Origin of the sequence: Arthrobacter rhombi, from assembly GCF_039526245.1 — a bacterium.
Taxonomy (GTDB): Bacteria; Actinomycetota; Actinomycetes; order Actinomycetales; family Micrococcaceae; genus Arthrobacter_H; species Arthrobacter_H rhombi.
The window spans coordinates 391,448-409,326 of the sequence record NZ_BAAAIV010000004.1 but is presented as its reverse complement, the minus strand read 5'-3'; the positions used below and the strand labels follow the sequence as shown (position 1 = coordinate 409,326).

General features: G+C 68.3%; 16 protein-coding genes. 13 read left to right on the top strand and 3 right to left on the bottom strand.

Translation table 11 applies throughout. From position 1 onward, the window contains the following. Positions 1–11: 11 nt before the first annotated feature. The 8 genes from ABD088_RS04415 (at position 12) to ABD088_RS04380 (ending at position 9,443) form a co-directional block, all read left to right on the top strand. Positions 12–2,198: an MMPL family transporter gene (locus tag ABD088_RS04415; protein WP_372710266.1), complete on the top strand. Its 2,187-nt coding sequence runs from the start codon at positions 12–14 to the stop codon at positions 2,196–2,198. Positions 2,199–2,321: 123 nt separating this feature from the next. Beyond that, entirely contained in the window at positions 2,322–2,444 is a 123-nt protein-coding gene (locus ABD088_RS04410; protein ID WP_343900330.1) for a hypothetical protein, read from the top strand. Between the two features lie 21 nt (positions 2,445–2,465). Next, a complete protein-coding gene (locus ABD088_RS04405; protein ID WP_343900329.1) occupies positions 2,466–4,166 on the top strand; it encodes a DEAD/DEAH box helicase in 1,701 nt (566 codons plus the stop codon). A 243-nt stretch (positions 4,167–4,409) separates the two neighbouring features. Beyond that, on the top strand, positions 4,410–6,269 hold the full coding sequence (gene dnaK, locus ABD088_RS04400; protein ID WP_343900328.1) for a molecular chaperone DnaK: 1,860 nt from the start codon (positions 4,410–4,412) through the stop codon (positions 6,267–6,269). Between the two features lie 15 nt (positions 6,270–6,284). Continuing rightward, entirely contained in the window at positions 6,285–6,914 is a 630-nt protein-coding gene (locus ABD088_RS04395; protein ID WP_343900327.1) for a nucleotide exchange factor GrpE, read from the top strand. Between the two features lie 87 nt (positions 6,915–7,001). After that, positions 7,002–7,985, top strand: coding sequence for a DnaJ C-terminal domain-containing protein (locus tag ABD088_RS04390; RefSeq protein ID WP_343900326.1), 984 nt, complete (start codon positions 7,002–7,004; stop codon positions 7,983–7,985). A gap of 62 nt (positions 7,986–8,047) precedes the next feature. Beyond that, the gene (locus tag ABD088_RS04385) at positions 8,048–8,494 is read left to right on the top strand and encodes a heat shock protein transcriptional repressor HspR (RefSeq protein WP_343900325.1); all 447 of its coding nucleotides are present in this window, start codon (positions 8,048–8,050) and stop codon (positions 8,492–8,494) included. Between the two features lie 10 nt (positions 8,495–8,504). Next, positions 8,505–9,443 (top strand): alpha/beta hydrolase, encoded by a 939-nt coding sequence (locus ABD088_RS04380; protein WP_343900323.1) that lies wholly within the window; start codon positions 8,505–8,507, stop codon positions 9,441–9,443. A 56-nt stretch (positions 9,444–9,499) separates the two neighbouring features. Here ABD088_RS04380 and trmB read toward each other — a convergent pair whose 3' ends face one another. Continuing rightward, on the bottom strand, positions 9,500–10,366 hold the full coding sequence (gene trmB, locus ABD088_RS04375; protein WP_343900322.1) for a tRNA (guanosine(46)-N7)-methyltransferase TrmB: 867 nt from the start codon (positions 10,364–10,366) through the stop codon (positions 9,500–9,502). A 34-nt stretch (positions 10,367–10,400) separates the two neighbouring features. Beyond that, complete coding sequence (locus tag ABD088_RS04370) at positions 10,401–11,927, bottom strand: polysaccharide deacetylase family protein (RefSeq protein ID WP_343900392.1); 1,527 nt, start codon at positions 11,925–11,927, stop codon at positions 10,401–10,403. Between the two features lie 137 nt (positions 11,928–12,064). Between ABD088_RS04370 and ABD088_RS04365 the strand changes: the two genes are divergently transcribed. The 3 genes from ABD088_RS04365 (at position 12,065) to clpB (ending at position 15,806) form a co-directional block, all read left to right on the top strand. Continuing rightward, positions 12,065–12,481: a YccF domain-containing protein gene (locus ABD088_RS04365; protein ID WP_372710270.1), complete on the top strand. Its 417-nt coding sequence runs from the start codon at positions 12,065–12,067 to the stop codon at positions 12,479–12,481. A gap of 125 nt (positions 12,482–12,606) precedes the next feature. After that, complete coding sequence (locus ABD088_RS04360; RefSeq protein ID WP_343900320.1) at positions 12,607–13,065, top strand: VOC family protein; 459 nt, start codon at positions 12,607–12,609, stop codon at positions 13,063–13,065. 134 nt (positions 13,066–13,199) lie between these two features. Next, positions 13,200–15,806, top strand: coding sequence for an ATP-dependent chaperone ClpB (clpB, locus tag ABD088_RS04355; protein WP_343900319.1), 2,607 nt, complete (start codon positions 13,200–13,202; stop codon positions 15,804–15,806). Here clpB and ABD088_RS04350 read toward each other — a convergent pair. Further along, positions 15,803–16,390 carry a septum formation family protein gene (locus ABD088_RS04350; RefSeq protein WP_343900317.1) on the bottom strand — a complete coding sequence of 196 codons (588 nt, stop codon included), beginning with the start codon at positions 16,388–16,390 and terminating at the stop codon, positions 15,803–15,805. The genes clpB and ABD088_RS04350 overlap by 4 nt on opposite strands. Before the next feature lie 196 nt (positions 16,391–16,586). Between ABD088_RS04350 and ABD088_RS04345 the strand changes: the two genes are divergently transcribed. Both ABD088_RS04345 and ABD088_RS04340 read left to right on the top strand, forming a co-directional pair. Further along, the gene (locus tag ABD088_RS04345) at positions 16,587–16,814 is read left to right on the top strand and encodes a DUF3073 domain-containing protein (protein WP_343900316.1); all 228 of its coding nucleotides are present in this window, start codon (positions 16,587–16,589) and stop codon (positions 16,812–16,814) included. A 117-nt stretch (positions 16,815–16,931) separates the two neighbouring features. Beyond that, positions 16,932–17,858, top strand: a complete 927-nt coding sequence (locus ABD088_RS04340; RefSeq protein ID WP_343900315.1) for a Sir2 family NAD-dependent protein deacetylase — start codon at positions 16,932–16,934, stop codon at positions 17,856–17,858. The last annotated feature ends 21 nt before the right edge of the window (positions 17,859–17,879 follow it).

The window sequence follows — 17,879 nt, the reverse complement described above, 5'->3', positions numbered from 1 at the left end:
GTTATGATTCCATGGTGAAACTATTTCAGGATGGAAGTAAGTCCGTGGCTGGGCCGTCGCACTCCCGGGTGCGCCTGGCGGTGTGCGCGGTCCTGGTGTTGGTGTGGCTGGGCGTGGCAGGGATCGGCGGACCGACGTTCGGGAAGCTGGACCAGGTCCAGAGCAACGACCAATCGAGCTTCCTGCCTGCCTCGGCGGAGGCCACCCGAGCCCTGCAGTGGCAACAGCGGTTCGACGGCAGCGGCGCCATTCCCGCCGTCGTCGTGCTGGAGGCTGCCGACCGGGCCGACCTGGCGAAGGTCGACCTGAAGGCCCTGGCCGCCGACGTGTCCGGCCTGGATGCCATCGCCGGGAAGGTGGCTGGTCCGTTCCCCTCCAAGGACGGCCTCGCCGTCGAGATGATCGTCCCGCTCGATGGCGCCGTGGATACCGACCAGGCGGTCGCGTCGCTGCGCAGCCTGCTGGGGGCCGACCTGGCGCCCGGGGTGAGCGCCTACGTCGCCGGTCCGGCGGGGCTGACCGCCGACCTGATTGGTGCGTTCGCCGGGATCGACGGGATCCTCCTGTTGGCGGCGCTGGGTGCGGTGCTGGTCATCCTGCTGCTGGTCTACCGGTCGCTGCTGTTGCCGCTGGCTGTCCTGTTCACCTCGGTGTCTGCGCTCTGCGCGGCGATCCTCGCGGTGTTCTGGATGGCCAAGGCGGGATGGATCGTGCTGGATGGGCAAAGCCAGGGGATCCTGTCCATCCTGGTCATCGGGGCCGCGACGGACTACTCGCTGTTGCTGGTGGCCCGGCACAAGGAGGCGATCGCCTCCGGGGCGGGGCGGCTGCAGGCGGTCCGTGCGGCAGTCCGCGGGGCCGGAGCGCCGATCGTCGCCTCGGCGGCAACGGTGACCGTGGGGCTGTTGTGCCTGGTCTTCTCCGATCTGAACTCGAACAAGGCCCTGGGCCCGATCGGGGCCTCGGGGATCGTGTTCTCCGTCCTGGCCACGCTCACCCTGCTGCCCGCGCTGTTGGGATTGCTGGGCCGGGGCGCCTACTGGCCGCTCATCCCGCGCCACCACGACCATGTCCCGTCCTCCCCGGTGGACGGCGCGGGCCTCTGGGCGCGCACGGCCCGGCTGGTGCGCCGGCATCCGCGCCGGATCTGGATCGCCACTGCCCTGCTCCTGCTGGCAGGATGCACCGGGGTCAGCCAATTGCAGGCCACCGGCGTCCCGCAAAGCGACCTGGTCCTCGGGCAGACCGAGTCGGCCAGCGGGCAGGAGGCGCTGGCCCGGCACTTCGACGCCGGGGCGGGCAGCCCGGCCACCGTGATCGTCGATTCCGGCCACGGCGAGGCCGTGCTCGAAAAGGTCAAGGGGGTCGACGGCGTTGCCGACGCCTTCCTGCAGGCCCCCGGGGGAGCGCCCGCCGGCGTCGGTGCCCCCGGCGCGGAAACCCAGCCCCAGGTCGTGGACGGCCACGTGCTGCTGAGCGTGACATTGTCCGACGCCGCCGATTCGACGGCCGCGCAGGATACGGTCACGGCGCTGCGGACGGCGACCCATGCCGTGGATCCCGATGCCCTGGTCGGCGGTCCCAGCGCCGTGGCCCTGGACACCAACCTCACGGCGGAGGCGGACTTGGTGAAGATCATCCCGCTGGTGCTGGGGGCGATCCTGCTCATCCTCGTCCTGCTGCTGCGCTCGATCGTGGCACCGGTGCTGCTGGTCCTGACGACGGTGCTCTCCTACGGAACGGCCATGGGCGTCTCTGCCCTGGTCTTCAACGGTGTCTTCGACTTCCCCGGGGCCGACCCGTCGGTGCCGCTGTTCGGGTTCGTGTTCCTGGTGGCCCTGGGGGTGGACTACAACATCTTCCTGATGACCCGCGTGCAGGAGGAATCGCGCCGGCACGGCACCCGGGACGGGGTGTTGCGCGGGCTGGCCGTCACCGGGGGAGTCATCAGCTCGGCGGGCATCGTGCTGGCAGCGACCTTCGCGGCACTGGGCGTCATCCCGATCATGTTCCTGGTCCAGCTGGCCTTCATCGTCTCCTTCGGCGTCCTGCTCGACACCCTGGTGGTCCGGTCGCTGCTGGTCCCGGCGCTGGCCTACGACCTGGGCGATCGGATCTGGTTGCCCTGGAAACCGGGGACCCGGATCGGCGACGCCGCGGCCGACGCTGCGCCGCCCGTGAGATCCGGCACACAATAGGAAAGGCGTGGAAGCCGCTGCTAGACTGATGGGCAGTGGCTCCACGCTTTCCGGCTCCGGTCGGATGCACGCGGGCCCTGCGTCGACAGATTTGACCCTTTTCCCGCCGCCCCGGCATCACCCATGATGCACCGGCAGCAGCGGCGGAAGACCCATCGCCTCCGGGCGATTGGCGGAGCACCCCACCTGGGGGCCCAGGCCATCCTCTTCTTCGGCGACCTGCGCGCCGAACCCGGTTGCGCATAGCAACGACCGAAAGCAGCCCCCGTGAGCGTTTCCTTTACTTCCCTTGGCGTGCCCGCACGCCTGGCCGACATCCTGTCCGCCCAGGGAATCGATTCCGCCTTCCCTATCCAGGAAGCCACCCTTCCCTCCACCCTGGCCGGCAAGGACGTGCTCGGCCGCGGCCAGACCGGCTCCGGCAAGACCCTGGCCTTCTCCCTGCCGCTGGTGGCCCGCCTGGCCGCCGACCCCAAGCCCCGCAAGGCCCGCTCCCCGCGCGCCCTGATCATGGCACCGACCCGCGAGCTGGCCACCCAGATCAGCAAGGTCGTCATCCCGCTGGCCGAGGGCGCCGACCTGCGCACGGCCGTCGTCTTCGGTGGCGTCTCCCAGGTCCGCCAGGAAAAGGACCTCAACGCCGGCGTCGACATCCTCATCGCCTGCCCCGGACGCCTGGAGGACCTGCTCAAGCAGCGCGTCGCCGATTTGTCCCGCGTCGAGGTCTCCATCCTCGACGAGGCCGACCACATGGCGGACCTCGGCTTCCTGCCGGTGGTCAAGCGCATCCTGGACCAGACCCCGCGGGGCATCCAGCACATGCTCTTCTCCGCCACCCTGGACAACGGTGTGGACAAGATCGTCCAGCGCTACTTGAGCAACCCGGTCGTCCACTCGGTGGATTCCTCGCAGGCCGCGGTGGACACCATGGACCACCACGTCTTCATGGTCGACGCCGACTCCAAGAAGGAGCTGGTGCTCGAACTGGCATCGGGCACCGGGCGCCGCATCATGTTCATGCGCACCAAGCACCACGCCAAGAAGATGGCCGTCTGGCTCTCCAAGTCCGGCGTGCCCGCCGTGGACCTGCACGGCAACCTGAGCCAGAACGCCCGTGACCGCAACCTCGCCGCCTTCGCCGGTGGCGACGCCCGGGTGCTGGTGGCCACCGACGTTGCCGCGCGTGGCGTGCACGTCGATGGAGTCGAGCTGGTGGTGCACATCGACCCGCCGGCCGAGCACAAGGCGTACCTGCACCGCTCCGGGCGCACCGCCCGGGCCGGGTCCTCCGGAACTGTGGTCACCATCGCCACTCCGGACCAGCAGGGCGACGTGAAGTCGCTGCTGCGCGCCGCCGGCATCAAGGTCCCGCTGGAGCGGGTCACCCCGCAGGCCGCCTCGGTTGCGGCAGTGCGTGGCGACAAGGCCGAGCCGGTCAGCTACGTGGCACCGACGCCGCACTCCACCCCGCGGGCGAAGTCCTTGGCAGATTCCGACGCCGCCGGTGGCCGTGGCCGCCGTCGTGGTGGGCGCGGCAACTCCCGTCCGGGCCGCACGGAGGCCCCCTCCGGCGATCGCCGCCCGGCGCGCGATGGTGCCGACCGTTCACGCGATGCCCGCAACAACCGCGGCGAAGGCGCCGGTCGTCCGGCCGCCGAACGCGGTGAGCGCGGTGGGCGTGACGGTGGCCAGCGCGGCGACGGCATGGGAGGTCGCGCAGGCGGCACCCAGCGTGCCGGCGGCCGCAGCCGTGCCGGACAACGCCAGGGCGCACCCCGCGCCGAAGGGCGCGGCGGCGATTCCAGCAGGTCCGCTTCCTCCTCGCGTCCGTCCTCGTCGGGCAACCGCGGTTCCAACACCATCGGCGAAGCCATCGGGTCCAAGGCCCAGGAGGCCCTCGGCGCGGGTCGTCCCGGCCGTGGCCGCGGCAGCCGCCGGGCCGGTGCCCCGCAGTCCAACCGCAAGTAGGCTCCCAGCTGCCGGACCCCGAGTCCGTCAACCAGGTTCCTGAAGGCGCCGCTTCCCCCATCATGAACGGGGAAGCGGCGCCTTTTTGCATCCCCCCACACCACCCCGAAACCAAACTTGAGCGGATCGCACTCAACTTCGAGTTGACATCAAAATGAGCCTGAGTAGACTTGAGTGCAGAACGCTCAACCTCCCGGGTTGGGCGGAGAACCCAGCATTTCCCACCGGAAAGAAGGATGCATTATGTCCCGTGCCGTAGGTATCGACCTCGGAACCACCAACTCGGTCGTCTCCGTTCTGGAAGGCGGCGAGCCCACCGTCATCGCCAACGCCGAAGGCGCACGCACCACGCCGTCCGTGGTGGCCTTCTCCAAGGCAGGCGAGGTCCTGGTTGGCGAAATCGCCAAGCGCCAGGCCGTCAACAACATCGACCGCACGATCGCTTCCGTCAAGCGCCACATGGGCACCGACTGGACCACCACGGTCGATGACAAGAAGTACACCGCCCAGGAGATCTCCGCGCGGACCCTGATGAAGCTCAAGCACGACGCCGAGTCGTACCTGGGTGAAAAGGTCACCGACGCGGTCATCACCGTCCCGGCCTACTTCAACGACGCCGAGCGCCAGGCCACCAAGGAAGCCGGCGAGATCTCGGGCCTGAACGTCCTGCGCATCGTCAACGAGCCGACCGCGGCCGCACTGGCCTACGGCCTGGACAAGGGCAAGGAAGACGAGCTCATCCTCGTGTTCGACCTCGGCGGCGGCACCTTCGACGTCTCCCTGCTCGAAGTCGGCAAGGACGAGGACGACTTCTCCACCATCCAGGTGCGTTCCACCGCCGGCGACAACCGCCTCGGTGGCGACGACTGGGACCAGCGCGTCGTCGACTGGCTGCTGGCCCAGGCCAAGTCCAAGGGTGCAGACCTGTCCAAGGACAAGATCGCCCTGCAGCGCCTCAAGGAAGCTGCCGAGCAGGCCAAGAAGGAACTCTCCAGCGCGACCAGCACCAACATCTCGCTGCAGTACCTCTCGGTCACCGCCGACGGCCCCGTCCACCTGGACGAGCACCTGAGCCGCGCCAAGTTCCAGGACCTGACCAAGGACCTGCTCGAGCGCACCCGCAAGCCGTTCAACGATGTCATCAAGGAAGCCGGCGTCAAGGTCTCCGACATCGCCCACGTCATCCTCGTCGGCGGCTCCACCCGCATGCCGGCCGTGGCCGACCTGGTCAAGGAGCTGGCCGGCAAGGAAGCCAACAAGGGCGTCAACCCGGATGAGGTCGTCGCCGTTGGCGCCGCACTGCAGGCCGGCGTCCTGAAGGGCGAGCGCAAGGACGTCCTGCTGATCGACGTGACCCCGCTGTCGCTGGGCATCGAGACCAAGGGCGGCGTGATGACCAAGCTCATCGAGCGCAACACGGCCATCCCGACCAAGCGGTCCGAGACCTTCACCACCGCGGATGACAACCAGCCGTCCGTGTCGATCCAGGTCTTCCAGGGCGAGCGCGAATTCACCCGCGACAACAAGCCGCTGGGCACCTTCGAACTCACCGGCATCGCACCGGCCCCGCGTGGCGTGCCGCAGGTCGAGGTCACCTTCGACATCGACGCCAACGGCATCGTGCACGTGTCCGCCAAGGACAAGGGCACCGGCACCGAGCAGTCGATGACCATCACCGGCGGCACCTCGCTGGCGAAGGAAGACATCGAGCGCATGGTCCAGGAAGCCGAGGAGCACGCAGCCGAGGACAAGGCCCGCCGCGAGGCAGCCGAGACCCGCAACGCCGCCGAGCAGTCCGCCTACTCCGTGGACAAGCTCATCAAGGACAACGAGGACAAGCTGCCCGAGGAGGTCAAGACCGAGGTTCAGGCCGACGTCGACGCCCTGAAGGCTGCCCTTGAAGGCCAGGACAACGACGACGAGGTGAAGGCCGCCTACGAGAAGCTCCAGGCGTCCCAGACCAAGCTCGGCGAGGCCATCTACGCCCAGGCCCAGGCCGACGGCGCAGCCGGCGAAGCCGGTGGCGAGTCCACCGGTGCCGAGGCCCCGGAAGAGGACATCGTCGACGCCGAGGTTGTCGACGAAGACGACGAGAAGAAGTAAGGCGGTTCGATTCCGATGCCACACCACGGCAACGAAGAAGAGCACGGCGAAGAGCCGGTGCGCTTCACGGACAAGCGCAAGGTCGATCCCGACACGGGTGAGGTGCGTGATGCCGCAGGGCAGGAGGACGTGACCGCAGCCGAAGACGGCGTCGAGACCGAGGACGCGCTGGCCCAGGCCGAGCAGATCCTCAACGAGGCCGGTCAGGAGCAGCCGCCCGCTGCAACGACCGACGGCGAAGCGGAGCTGCGCAACGACCTGCTGCGTTTGCAGGCCGAGTACGTCAACTACCGCAAGCGCGTCGAGCGCGACCGGGAAGCAGTACGCGATCTGGCCGTCCAGTCGGTGTTGAACAGCCTGCTGCCGGTGCTCGATGACCTGGACGCCGCGCGCAAGCACGGCGACCTGGACGAGGGCCCGTTCGCGGCGGTGGCGAAGAAATTCGACACCATCCTCGCCGGCCACGGCCTGGAGCGCATCGCGGACGCGGGGGTCGCCTTCGACCCCAACGTCCACGAGGCACTGATGCAGCAACCCCACCCCGAGGTCCCCGAGGACCACGTGGCGCAGGTGCTGCGCAACGGCTACCGGAAGGGCGACCGGGTCATCCGTGCGGCCCAGGTGGTCGTCTCCACCGGCGAATAGCACCACCCCTCCCCGGCCGTCCCACACCAGTGGGGCGGCCGGGGACCCCTTAACTTTCCCGAACCACGCAGAAACAGGAGGCGCCCGATGGCCAGTCAGGATTGGGTCAACAAGGATTTCTACGCCATCCTCGGCGTCTCCAAGGATGCCAGCGACGCCGACATCAAGAAGTCCTACCGCAAGATGGCGCGCAAGTACCACCCGGATACCAACCCCGGGGACGCCTCGGCGGAGCAGAAGTTCAAGGACATCACCGAGGCGCACTCCGTGCTGTCCGACCGGGAGGAACGCGAACAATACGACGCGATCCGGGCCATGGGCTCCGGTGCCCGCTTCTCCGCCGGGGGAGCCGGCGGCGGTCCGGCAGGCGGCGGCGGCGCAGGTTTTGACGACATGTTCGGCAACCTGTTCAATTCCGGTGGTGCCCGCCGCGGCGGCGGGTTCCCCGGCGGGGGACAGGTTCCCCCCGAATTCGCCGACCTCTTTGGCGGCGGCGGCGGTTTCGGCGGCTTCCAGCAGGCACCCCAGAAAGGGGCCGACCGCACCGCCTCGACCACCATCTCCTTCGCCGGTTCCATCCGCGGCACCACCATCGGGCTGCGCGAACCGGATGGCGAGGTCATCGACGTCCGCGTCCCCGCGGGCATCCGTGACGGCCAGAGCGTGCGCGTACGCGGCAAGGGCCAGCGCGGCCCGGCCGGCAACGGGGACCTGATGGTCAAGGTCTCGGTCAAACCCCACGCGTTTTTCGCCCGCGAGGACAACAACATCAGGATCCACCTGCCCGTCGGCTTCGCCGAAGCCGCGCTCGGGGCCACCCTGGAAGTCCCGACACTGACCGGGGAGACCGTGAAGATGAAGGTCCCCGCGGGAACCTCGTCGGGTCGGACCCTGCGCCTGAAGGGCCGGGGTGTGAAGACCTCCAAGGCCACCGGCGACCTGCTGGTGACCATCGACGTCGTCGTCCCCCAGAAGCTCAACGCCGAGGCCCAGGAGGCGGTCAGGTCCTTCGCCGAGGCCACCGCTGACGCCAACCCCCGGGAAGGGCTCGCCGCGAAGGCGGTACTCTAGCCCCGACGCCGCCCCACCGGGCGGCTGCACGTCACACGGATGGACCACGAGGAGGGAATCACATGTCAGAGGGCAAGGCACTGGCCATCAACGACCGGTTCATCCCGGTCTTCGTGATCTCCGTGGCCGCCGAGCTGGCGGACATGCACCCGCAGACACTGCGGCAGTATGACCGGATGGGCCTGGTCTCGCCGTCGCGCCAACGCGGCAAGCAACGCCGCTACTCCAAGCACGACGTCGAATTGCTGCGTGAGGTGCAACGGCTCTCCAAGGACGGTGTCTCCCTGGAGGGCATCCGGCGGGTCCTGGAGCTGGAGAACCAGGTCGCCGCGTTGCGCGCCCGGGTGGCCGAGCTGAGCAATGAACTCGAGGACGTCAGCCGCCGCTCCTCGGAGCTGCAACGCGTGTTCGCGGCCGGTGCCGGAGCCGGGGACGTGGTCAGCCTCTCGCGCGGCCAACGTCCACGCGCCCGGAGCCAGGCAGTCGTCATCTGGCGCCCGCAGGACTAGGCACACCGGCATGGCTGACACACCACCGGCCACGGTCGCCGAACTGATCGCCCGGGCCGAACACCGCTTCGAGACGGCCCAGCTCCGGCGCGACGCGATGGACCAACGCCGCAAGGCGGCCATCGACGGCGTCGCCCACGCGCTGCGGCCCACCTCGATGGATCCGCGGATCCCCACCCGCCGGTTGCTGTTCCTTGACCTGGACGGTCCCGATCCGCTAGCCGCCGTGGTGCTCGGGGATCCCGATACCGCCACCCACTTGACCTGGCAGGTCTCCGGAGCCGGCATCCGCCCGGGCACCGCACTGTGGGGCAGCGCCCGCGAAGCAGGTGAACTGCTGGTGGCCCAACGCGCTGCCGGTGCCGAACGTCCCGCGGTGATCGCCTGGCTCGGCTATCCGGCACCTGGGCTGCTCCGGGCCGTCTTCAACCGGGCCGCCCGCACGTCGGTCGAACGCCTGGCCCATGACATCCGGCGCATCGGTGCCCTGCTGCCCGCGGACGTGCACACCGGCATCGAGGCCCATTCCTACGGAGCCACCCTCTCCGCCCACGCGCTGGCCCGGCTCGCTGGCGAGGCCGTTCCCGCAGGGGCCCGGCGTACCCGGATCGACACGTTCGCCACCACGGGTTCCGCCGGCATCCCGGCGCAGCTGCTCGCCGACCCGCAGACGCTCGGCGTGCCCCTGGACCGCCGCTTCGAGGCGGTGGCCACCCGCGACCACCTCGCCCGGTGGGGGCGTCTGCTCAGCAGGCGGACCGCGGTGGCGGGTCTGCCGTTCGCCGTCGAGGGCCATCCGGACTCTGGCCTGCAGGCAGTCACCGGGCACAACACCTCCCGCTACGTCCCCGGTGCCGCCCGCGCCGAATACGGCTACCGCGACCCGGGAACCCTCTCCCTGCACAACCTCGCGAGGATCCTCATCGGCGCAACGCCGACCTGGACATAGCGGGGTCCCCTGAACGAGCAGCCGAGGGGAGGCGACGGCCTGCTTCCGCCGTCGTCCTAGCCCGGAGTGTCGTTCCTGCGGTAGGCCAGGTCGAAGACCAGCCGGCCGGCGGCCACTGCCTTGCCCTCGAAACTGGTGCGGATCCGGCCTTCATAGCGCGGCGCCCAGCCGCCGGTTTCGTCGACGAATCCCGGTTCCGGATCATGGCCCTCCAGCCCGCCGCGGCGCACCTGGGTCAGCGGTGAGTCCGTGCCGGACTGCTCGCCGGGATGCAGCGAGGTGAAGTCCTCGGAAGCGTCCAGGATCCTGCGCATCTGCTCGGCGTAATGGGACCAGTCGGTGGCCAGCCGCCAGGTTCCTCCCGGCGCCAGGACCCGTGCGGCCTTGGGCAGGAACGACTCCTTGATCAGGCGGCGCTTATGGTGCCGCGTCTTGTGCCACGGATCGGAGAAGAAGATCCACAGTTCGTCGACGGAACCGGGCTCGAGCATGACGTCGAGCACTTCGGGTGCATTGGCCTGCACGGCCCGCACGTTGGTCAGGCCCTTGGCATCGATCCGGGCCATGAGCTGGGCCAGCCCCGGGAGGTAGACCTCCACGGCGAGGAAGTCGCGTTCCGGGTGGGCCTCGGCGGCCGCGGCTATGGCCTCGCCCAGCCCGGTGCCGATCTCCACGGTCAGCGGTGCCCGGCGCCCGAAGGCCTGCTCCGCGTCGAAGCTGAAGTCCTCGTGGACCGACGTGTCAGCGTGGTCTCGGGGGACCTGGATGACGTAGTCGCCGGAGAGGCGGTCCCAGGAGTCCTTGCGCTTGCCGTGCAGGCGCGATCCGCGGCGCACGAAGGACACCGGATCGGTGCGGTAGAAGCTCAGGTCGTCGACGGCCCGACCGCTGGCCGGGGGCTTGGGCGCTACAGGATCATTCATTGGACCAACGTTAGCCGCCGCCGGGTACCGGACGCTATTTGCCGGTGGGACCGTGGCTGTAGGCCACCTGGGCCTTCGGGTTCGAGGACTCCAGGAGCTCGGACACCGTGACGAAGTGGTACCCCTGTGCCGCGAGCCGATCCAGGATGCGCGGCATGGCGTCAACCGAGGTCGGGTGGATGTCGTGCATCAGCATGATCGCCCCGGGATGGGCATCACGCAGCGCGGACCGCGCGACGATATCGGCATCGCGGTGCTTCCAGTCGAGGGTGTCGACGTCCCACAAGATGACGGGGGTGTGGACCAGGCGGTTCACCTCGCGGTTGGTGGCTCCATACGGCGGCCGGGTCAGCGTCGGTGTGGAACCGGTGGCCGCCGCAACGGCATCGTCGGTCCTGCCCAGTTCCTCCCGGGCCTGCTCCGGGGCCAGACCGGGTAGCGACCGGTGCGACCAGGTGTGGTTTCCGATCTCGTGTCCGGCGTCCGCTGCCTGCTTGAGCACCTCGGGGTAGCGCTGCGCGTTGGGGCCGACGACGAAGAAGGTCGCCCGGGCGTCATGGTCGGCCAGCATGGACAGCAGCCGGCCCGTCGACGGTCCCGGACCGTCGTCGAAGCTCAGGGCGATGCATTTGACCTTCCGGCAGTCCGGCGATGTGCGGGTGGTCGGCTGGCCGGCGGCCCGTGGCGTGGGACTGGCCCCCTCGCGTCCTGTGCCATCGCCGGAGCCGTCGTCCTGCGGCGTGGACGTGACGGGTGCCGGCTCCATGCCTGCCGCGCGGACGGCGAGCCCCCGCTGGCTGAGCAGGGGGAGCAGATCCTCTGCGGCGATCGTGGCGATGACCGGTGAAACGGATCCCGGGGCCACCGAGTAATCGTCGAACTCCACCAGGGCGTTGCCCCGGGCATCGAAGTTCACTGAGTCGAACAACGCCGCAGCGGGTGAGGCGGCCTCTTCGGGGAAGACGTCGTCGTCGGCTGCCAACTGCTCGGAGGTCAGTGAACGGAACCGCTCCCAGTCCTTGTCGGAGTCGAACAAGTCCCTCGGAGCCAGGGTTTTCCGGTCCTCACGGTCATACCAGAGCGTGCGGTAGGACGATCCGCCGCTGGCGCCCAAGAAGGTATATGTGCTCTGCCGGACCCCGAGCATCCGGTCCGAGGAACCGGTCAGGGTCGAAGAGGTGTTCAACTCCGGTGGGGCGACACCGTCGAAGGCCTGTGGCGAGAGATCGTCGACGTAGTGGTCGATGGTGCCCTGGAGCGCCCGCTCCTGGCTCTGGCCGAATTCCGGTTCGCCCGGAAGGGTGTACCAGCTGGCGTGGATGTTGCGCTGCTCGTCCGAACGGCTGGCCCGGTCCACCCCGGCCAACAGCCGCTCATTCGTTTCCCCGTCGGCGGCGTCGCCGGCATCGATCGGTGCCGGCGTACCGACCCCGGCCCCGGCGCCGTCGGGCGCCGGCAAAGAGGCGTTGGGGGACAGCGAGCAGCCGGACAGCAGGGAAGCCATCAGCAGGCCGACGATCCCCCAGCGCAGGGGGAGGCGCCGAGTCATCATGGGTTCCATCTTCACCCGTTGAGGTTACCGTCCAGTACCAAATGCGGGGTTCGGCCGATGATCGTTAGCAAAACTTAAGCGGACGACGGCGAAACCAGGGTGATCCCGGATGGCGGGGAGCGGATCCAACGGGCAGACTGGAGGGCATGAGCGGACCCGTGAACCTGATCCTGAACATCATCTGGCTGGTCTTCGGCGGCCTCTGGCTGGCCCTGGGGTACCTGCTGGCCGGCATCGTGTGCTGCCTGCTGATCGTGACCATCCCCTTCGGGCTGGCTTCGTTCCGCGTCGCCAACTACGCGCTGTGGCCCTTCGGGCGGACGATCGTGGACCGTGGCGGTCGCACCGGCTTCTTCTCGACCCTGGGCAACGTCATCTGGATCCTTGTCGCCGGCATTTGGATCGCCATCGGCCACGTGCTGACGGCCATCCCGATGTTCGTCAGCATCATCGGGATCCCGCTGGGCATCGCCAACCTCAAGCTCATCCCGGTATCCCTCGTGCCGCTGGGCAAGGTCATCGTGCCCTCGGGGTCGCGCCTGCCGATGGGCCCTGCCGCCTGACTATTCCCCGGCGGTGACGAGGCGGCTACATTGGGGGTGGGCCGCGGTGTCCGCGGCATGGCCACCCCGAAACCAGCCTTTTCGTGCCTGCCGGTGGCCCGGGTCCGGAACCTGGGAGGTTCCCCATGCAAGACATCGTCAATTGCCTGTGGTTCGAGGACCGTGGCCTGGAAGCCGCCCACTTCTACACGGACCTGTTCCCGAACTCCCGGCTCCTGGGCCAATCTCCCGGCCCGGACCCGGATGTTCCGATGACGGTCTCCTTCGAGTTGGACGGCCGGTCGTTCGTCGCCCTCAATGGTGGGCCGATGTTCACCTTCAACGAGGCGGTCTCGTTCCAGATCATGTGCGATACGCAGGACGAGATCGACCACTATTGGGACGCGCTGACGGCCGGTGGTGAAGAATCACGTTGCGGATGGCTCAAGGACCGTTTCGGGGTGTCCTGGCAGGTGGTTCCCGTGCGCCTGCCGGAGCTGCTGTCCAGCGAGGATCCCGCGGTCGCGCAACGGGTCGCCGAGGCCTTCATGCCGATGAACAAGCTGGATATCTCCGTCCTGGAGGCGGCCGCCGCCGCGCAGTGAGCCCGTGTGGGCCGTGCGCCGGGAGGGGGATCTGTCCGGAGGGCCTATGCCCAGGGAATAATCCGCACCGATCAAGACTTGAGCGTAGTAGACTCAAGTATTGAAAAGGGTTGGACTGCCAGGAAAGGATCCGCATGGACACCAAATTCACCACCAAAAGCCAGGAAGCGCTCTCAGCCGCGGGCATGAACGCCTCCACCGCAGGAAATGCGCAGGTGGAACCGGCGCATCTGCTGAAGGCATTGATGGATGAACGGGGCTCGCTCGCCGTCGAGTTGTTGAAAAAGGCAGGCGTGGACCCGGAAATAGTTTCCGTTGCCGCCAGCAACGCGATCCATGACCTGCCCGCCTCCTCCGGCACCACTGTCGCCCAGGCCCAGTACTCACGCGCGTTCCTGCAGGTCATCAATTCGGCCACCCAGGCCGCCACCGATCTCGGGTTCGGAAGGGTTTCCGCCGAGCACCTGCTGCTCGGGTTGGCATCAGACGCGGGGACAGCAGGCCAGATCCTGCGCAATTCCGGGGCGTCGTCGGAGGCCCTGAAGGCGGCCGTCGAGGGACTGCGCGGCGACAATCCACGCGACACCGAGGACCCCGAAAGCACCTTCGAGGCACTGGAGAAGTTCGGTACCGACCTCACGGCCATCGCCCGGTCCGGAAAACTGGATCCCGTCATCGGCCGCGACGCGGAAATCCGGCGGGTGGTCCAGGTGCTCTCGCGGCGTACGAAGAACAACCCGGTGCTCATTGGCGAGCCGGGCGTCGGCAAGACCGCCGTGGTGGAGGGACTGGCCCAGCGCATGGTGGCCGGCGACGTCCCCGAATCACTGCGGGGCAAGAAGCTCGTATCCCTGGATCTCGGCTCGATGATTGCCGGAGCGAAATACCGTGGCGAGTTCGAGGAACGCCTCAAGGCAGTGCTCGAGGAAATCCGGGATTCCGACGGCCAGGTGGTCACGTTCATCGATGAGATCCATACAGTCGTCGGTGCCGGTGCCTCGGAAGGGGCGATGGACGCCGGGAACATGCTCAAGCCGATGCTGGCACGCGGGGAACTGCGCCTGATCGGTGCGACCACGCTCGACGAGTACCGCCAGAACATCGAGAAGGACCCCGCGCTCGAACGCCGGTTCGCCCAGGTCTATGTGGGGGAGCCCAGCGTTCAGGACACGATCGGCATCCTGCGCGGTCTGAAGGAACGCTACGAGGCCCACCACAAGGTCGAAATCGCCGACTCCGCGCTCGTGGCCGCCGCGACGTTGTCCAACCGCTACATTTCGGGCCGGCAGCTGCCGGACAAGGCCATCGACCTCGTCGACGAGGCCGCCTCGCGGCTACGCATGGAAATCGACTCGGCGCCCGAGGAGATCGACGAGCTCCGCCGGGTCGTGGACCGCATGACCATGGAGGAACTTGCCCTCAAGGGCGAGAGCGACGCGGCATCCCGCGAGCGACTCGAAGCGTTGCGCACCGAGATGGCCGATCGACGGGAGCGCCTCGATGCGCTGAACGCCCGGTGGGAAGCCGAAAAGGCCGGACTGAACCGGGTCGGGGACCTCAAGGTCGAACTCGACGGTCTGCGCTCCCGCGCCGAACGCCTCCAACGCGACGGTGACCTCGAGAAGGCCTCGCGCCTGCTGTACGGGGAGATCCCGGAACTCCAGCGCCAGCTGGACCAGGCACAGGCGGCGGAACAGGACGTACGCACCGAAGCCATGGTCTCCGAAGAGGTCACGGCCGATGACATCGCCGACGTGATCTCGGCGTGGACGGGCATCCCGGCCGGTCGCATGCTCCAGGGGGAGAGCCAGAAGCTGCTCGGCATGGAGTCGCTGCTCGGAGAACGGCTGATCGGCCAGCGATCCGCCGTCGCAGCGGTATCCGACGCGGTGCGCCGCTCCCGGGCCGGGATCTCCGACCCCGACCGGCCCACCGGATCGTTCCTGTTTCTCGGGCCGACCGGCGTGGGCAAGACGGAGCTGGCCAAGGCCCTGGCCGATTTCCTGTTCGACGACGAACGGGCCATGGTGCGCATCGACATGTCCGAATACGCCGAGAAGCATTCGGTCTCCCGGCTCGTCGGTGCGCCTCCGGGATATGTCGGATACGAGGAAGGTGGCCAGCTCACCGAAGCCGTGCGCCGCCGCCCCTACTCGGTGATCCTGCTCGACGAGGTGGAGAAGGCCCACCCCGAAGTGTTCGACATCCTGCTCCAGGTGCTCGACGACGGGCGGCTGACCGATGGCCAGGGGCGCACGGTGGATTTCCGCAACGTCATCCTGGTGCTCACCTCCAACCTCGGGTCGCAGTTCCTCGTTGACCCGTCGCTGGACGAAGCGGCGAAGAAGCAGGCGGTGATGAACGTGGTGGACGCCTCGTTCAAACCGGAGTTCCTCAACCGCCTCGACGACGTCATCCTTTTCGACCCGCTGTCGCTCGAGGATCTGGGACGGATCGTGGACATCCAGGTCTCCATCCTGGCCCGGCGGCTCTCAGCACGCCGGCTGGTCCTGCAGGTCAGCGACGCGGCCCGGGAGTGGCTGGCGCTGACCGGATATGACCCCGCCTATGGTGCGAGGCCCTTGCGCCGGCTCGTCCAGCGCGAGATCGGGGACCGGCTCGCCCGGGCAGTCCTCTCCGGCGGAATCGCCGATGGGGACACTGTGGAGGTCGACGCGCCAGAGGGCGAAGAAGGCCTGACGGTCACCCGTTCAGCGGCCGCGGAAGCCGAAGAGGGCTAGGCGGACGACGACGGCAGCAAGGATGCCGTCGTCGTTCCCTCTTCCAGGGAAAGGAAGCAGGCGACGCTGCGGTCCCCGGCATCCCAGGTTCCCGCCGAGGGGCGGCTGAACGCGTAGTTCCAGTTGCCTTCCAAGGCGGAACCGGGATCGAGCCGGATGGCGCGGCAGGCCGCTTCGGCCTTCGAGGTCACGCGTGGATCCCCGGGGTAGGGGACATCATCCAGCGTCTTGACGCCGATCAGCTGGGCGCCATGCGGGGTGGTGCAGGTCACGATGGTCGCCGGATCCAGGGGTGAGGTGAAGTCGGCGAGGCAGTCGCCGACCTGGAACTGGTGTGCGGGCGCATTCTCGGCGATGATCCCGTCAATGCCCGGCGACGGGTCCCGGGCGACGGTGGGCGACGCCTCGGGGTTCGCCTGCATGGCATGGGTGAGCCGGGTGATGCCGAAAACAAGGATCAGGATGATGCCCAGGGCCCCGATGAGAAGCCATCCCGGTGCGATCCCGAACCGATGGCCGCCCTGCGTTTCGGCCGGACGCGCAGGCTGGTAGGACGGCTCGTGCCGGTCGCTGGACTCCTGCACGGTCGCTCCATTCAGGGTAAGTGCGGCGATGAGAGTATTGCCACCTACTCTAGCGGCCGGAACGGGCCGTGCGGGGACGGCGTCCGGGGTCGAAACATGTTAACCTAGGAATACGAAAGAAACAGCCAAATTCTCCGGGGCCTTCCTCTTGGATTGAGGAACCACCTCCGGATCTAGCGATAAAGGGGGTCACGCCATGGGGCGCGGCCGTCAGAAGGCAAAAGCGACACGGCAGGCCAGGGATATCAAGTACTATTCCCCGGCCACCGATTTGTCTGCCCTGCAACAGGAGCTGGGTGGTGGCCGAGGCCATGCCGCCCGGACATCCTCACCTGCCGATGATTCCAGCGACGCGGATTACGCGGAGTATGGGAAGCGGTACTCCAGCGATGACGAAGACGGCGAAGCCCGTCGACTAGGCTGACCCCCCTCGCGCCATGATGGTGCGGCGGCGATGATTTCCACCCCAAGCGGTGCCGAGGCGCCGGGCGGTCCCTCGGGGCCGCCCGCGCCTTTTATCGTGCCCTGAAGCGAGGATGACATGGATCTCCCCATCGCCACTGCCCACCGGGCGGCCATCCGGTCCATCGAGCGCGTCGTCGCCGAGACGGCACCAGCCCAGGACGCGGACATCGCCCGTGCAGGAATTGCCGCCATGCTGGAGCGCGGCTCCGTCCTCGCGTTGACCGGGGCCGGCATCTCCACCGATTCCGGGATCCCCGACTACCGCGGCCCCCGCGGCTCGTTGCGGTCCCATCGGCCGATGACCTACCAGGAGTTCAAGCACGATCCGGCGGCCCGTCAACGCTATTGGGCCCGCAGCTTCGTTGGCTGGCGGCGTATGGCCATCGCGGAACCCAACGAGGGACACCGGCTGCTGGCCGAACTGCAAGGAGCAGGCGCCGTGCATGGCGTGGTCACCCAGAACGTGGACGGCCTGCATCGGCGGGCGGGTTCCCCGGATGTGGTGACCCTGCACGGTGACCTGGACGAGGTCAAGTGCCTGAACTGCGGTGCCGTGGAATCCCGTCCCGGCCTGGACCAGCGCCTGGCCGCGGCCAATCCCGGATACCTCGAGCGCATCGTCGTGGATCCGGATTCCGTGAACCCCGACGGTGACGTGATGCTCTCCGATGACCAGATCGCCGACTTCACCATGGTGGGTTGCCTCTCCTGCGGCAGCCTCGAGCTCAAACCCGACGTCGTATACTTCGGGGAAAACGTACCCGCGGAGCGCAAGGAAGCTGTGCGCCGCCTCGAAGAGGCCTCCACGGGCCTGCTGGTCATCGGCTCCAGCCTGGCCGTGATGAGCGGCTACAAGCTGGTGCTCAACGCCGTGGCTGCCGGGCGTCAGGTCGCCATCATCAATGGTGGGCCCAGCCGTGGCGATGCCAAGGCAGACTGGCGCTGGCGCACCCGGGTCACCCCGGCACTACGGGAGCTGGTCGCGACGCTGCCTGCCCCGTGAACGGGAATGGCCGCCGGTTTC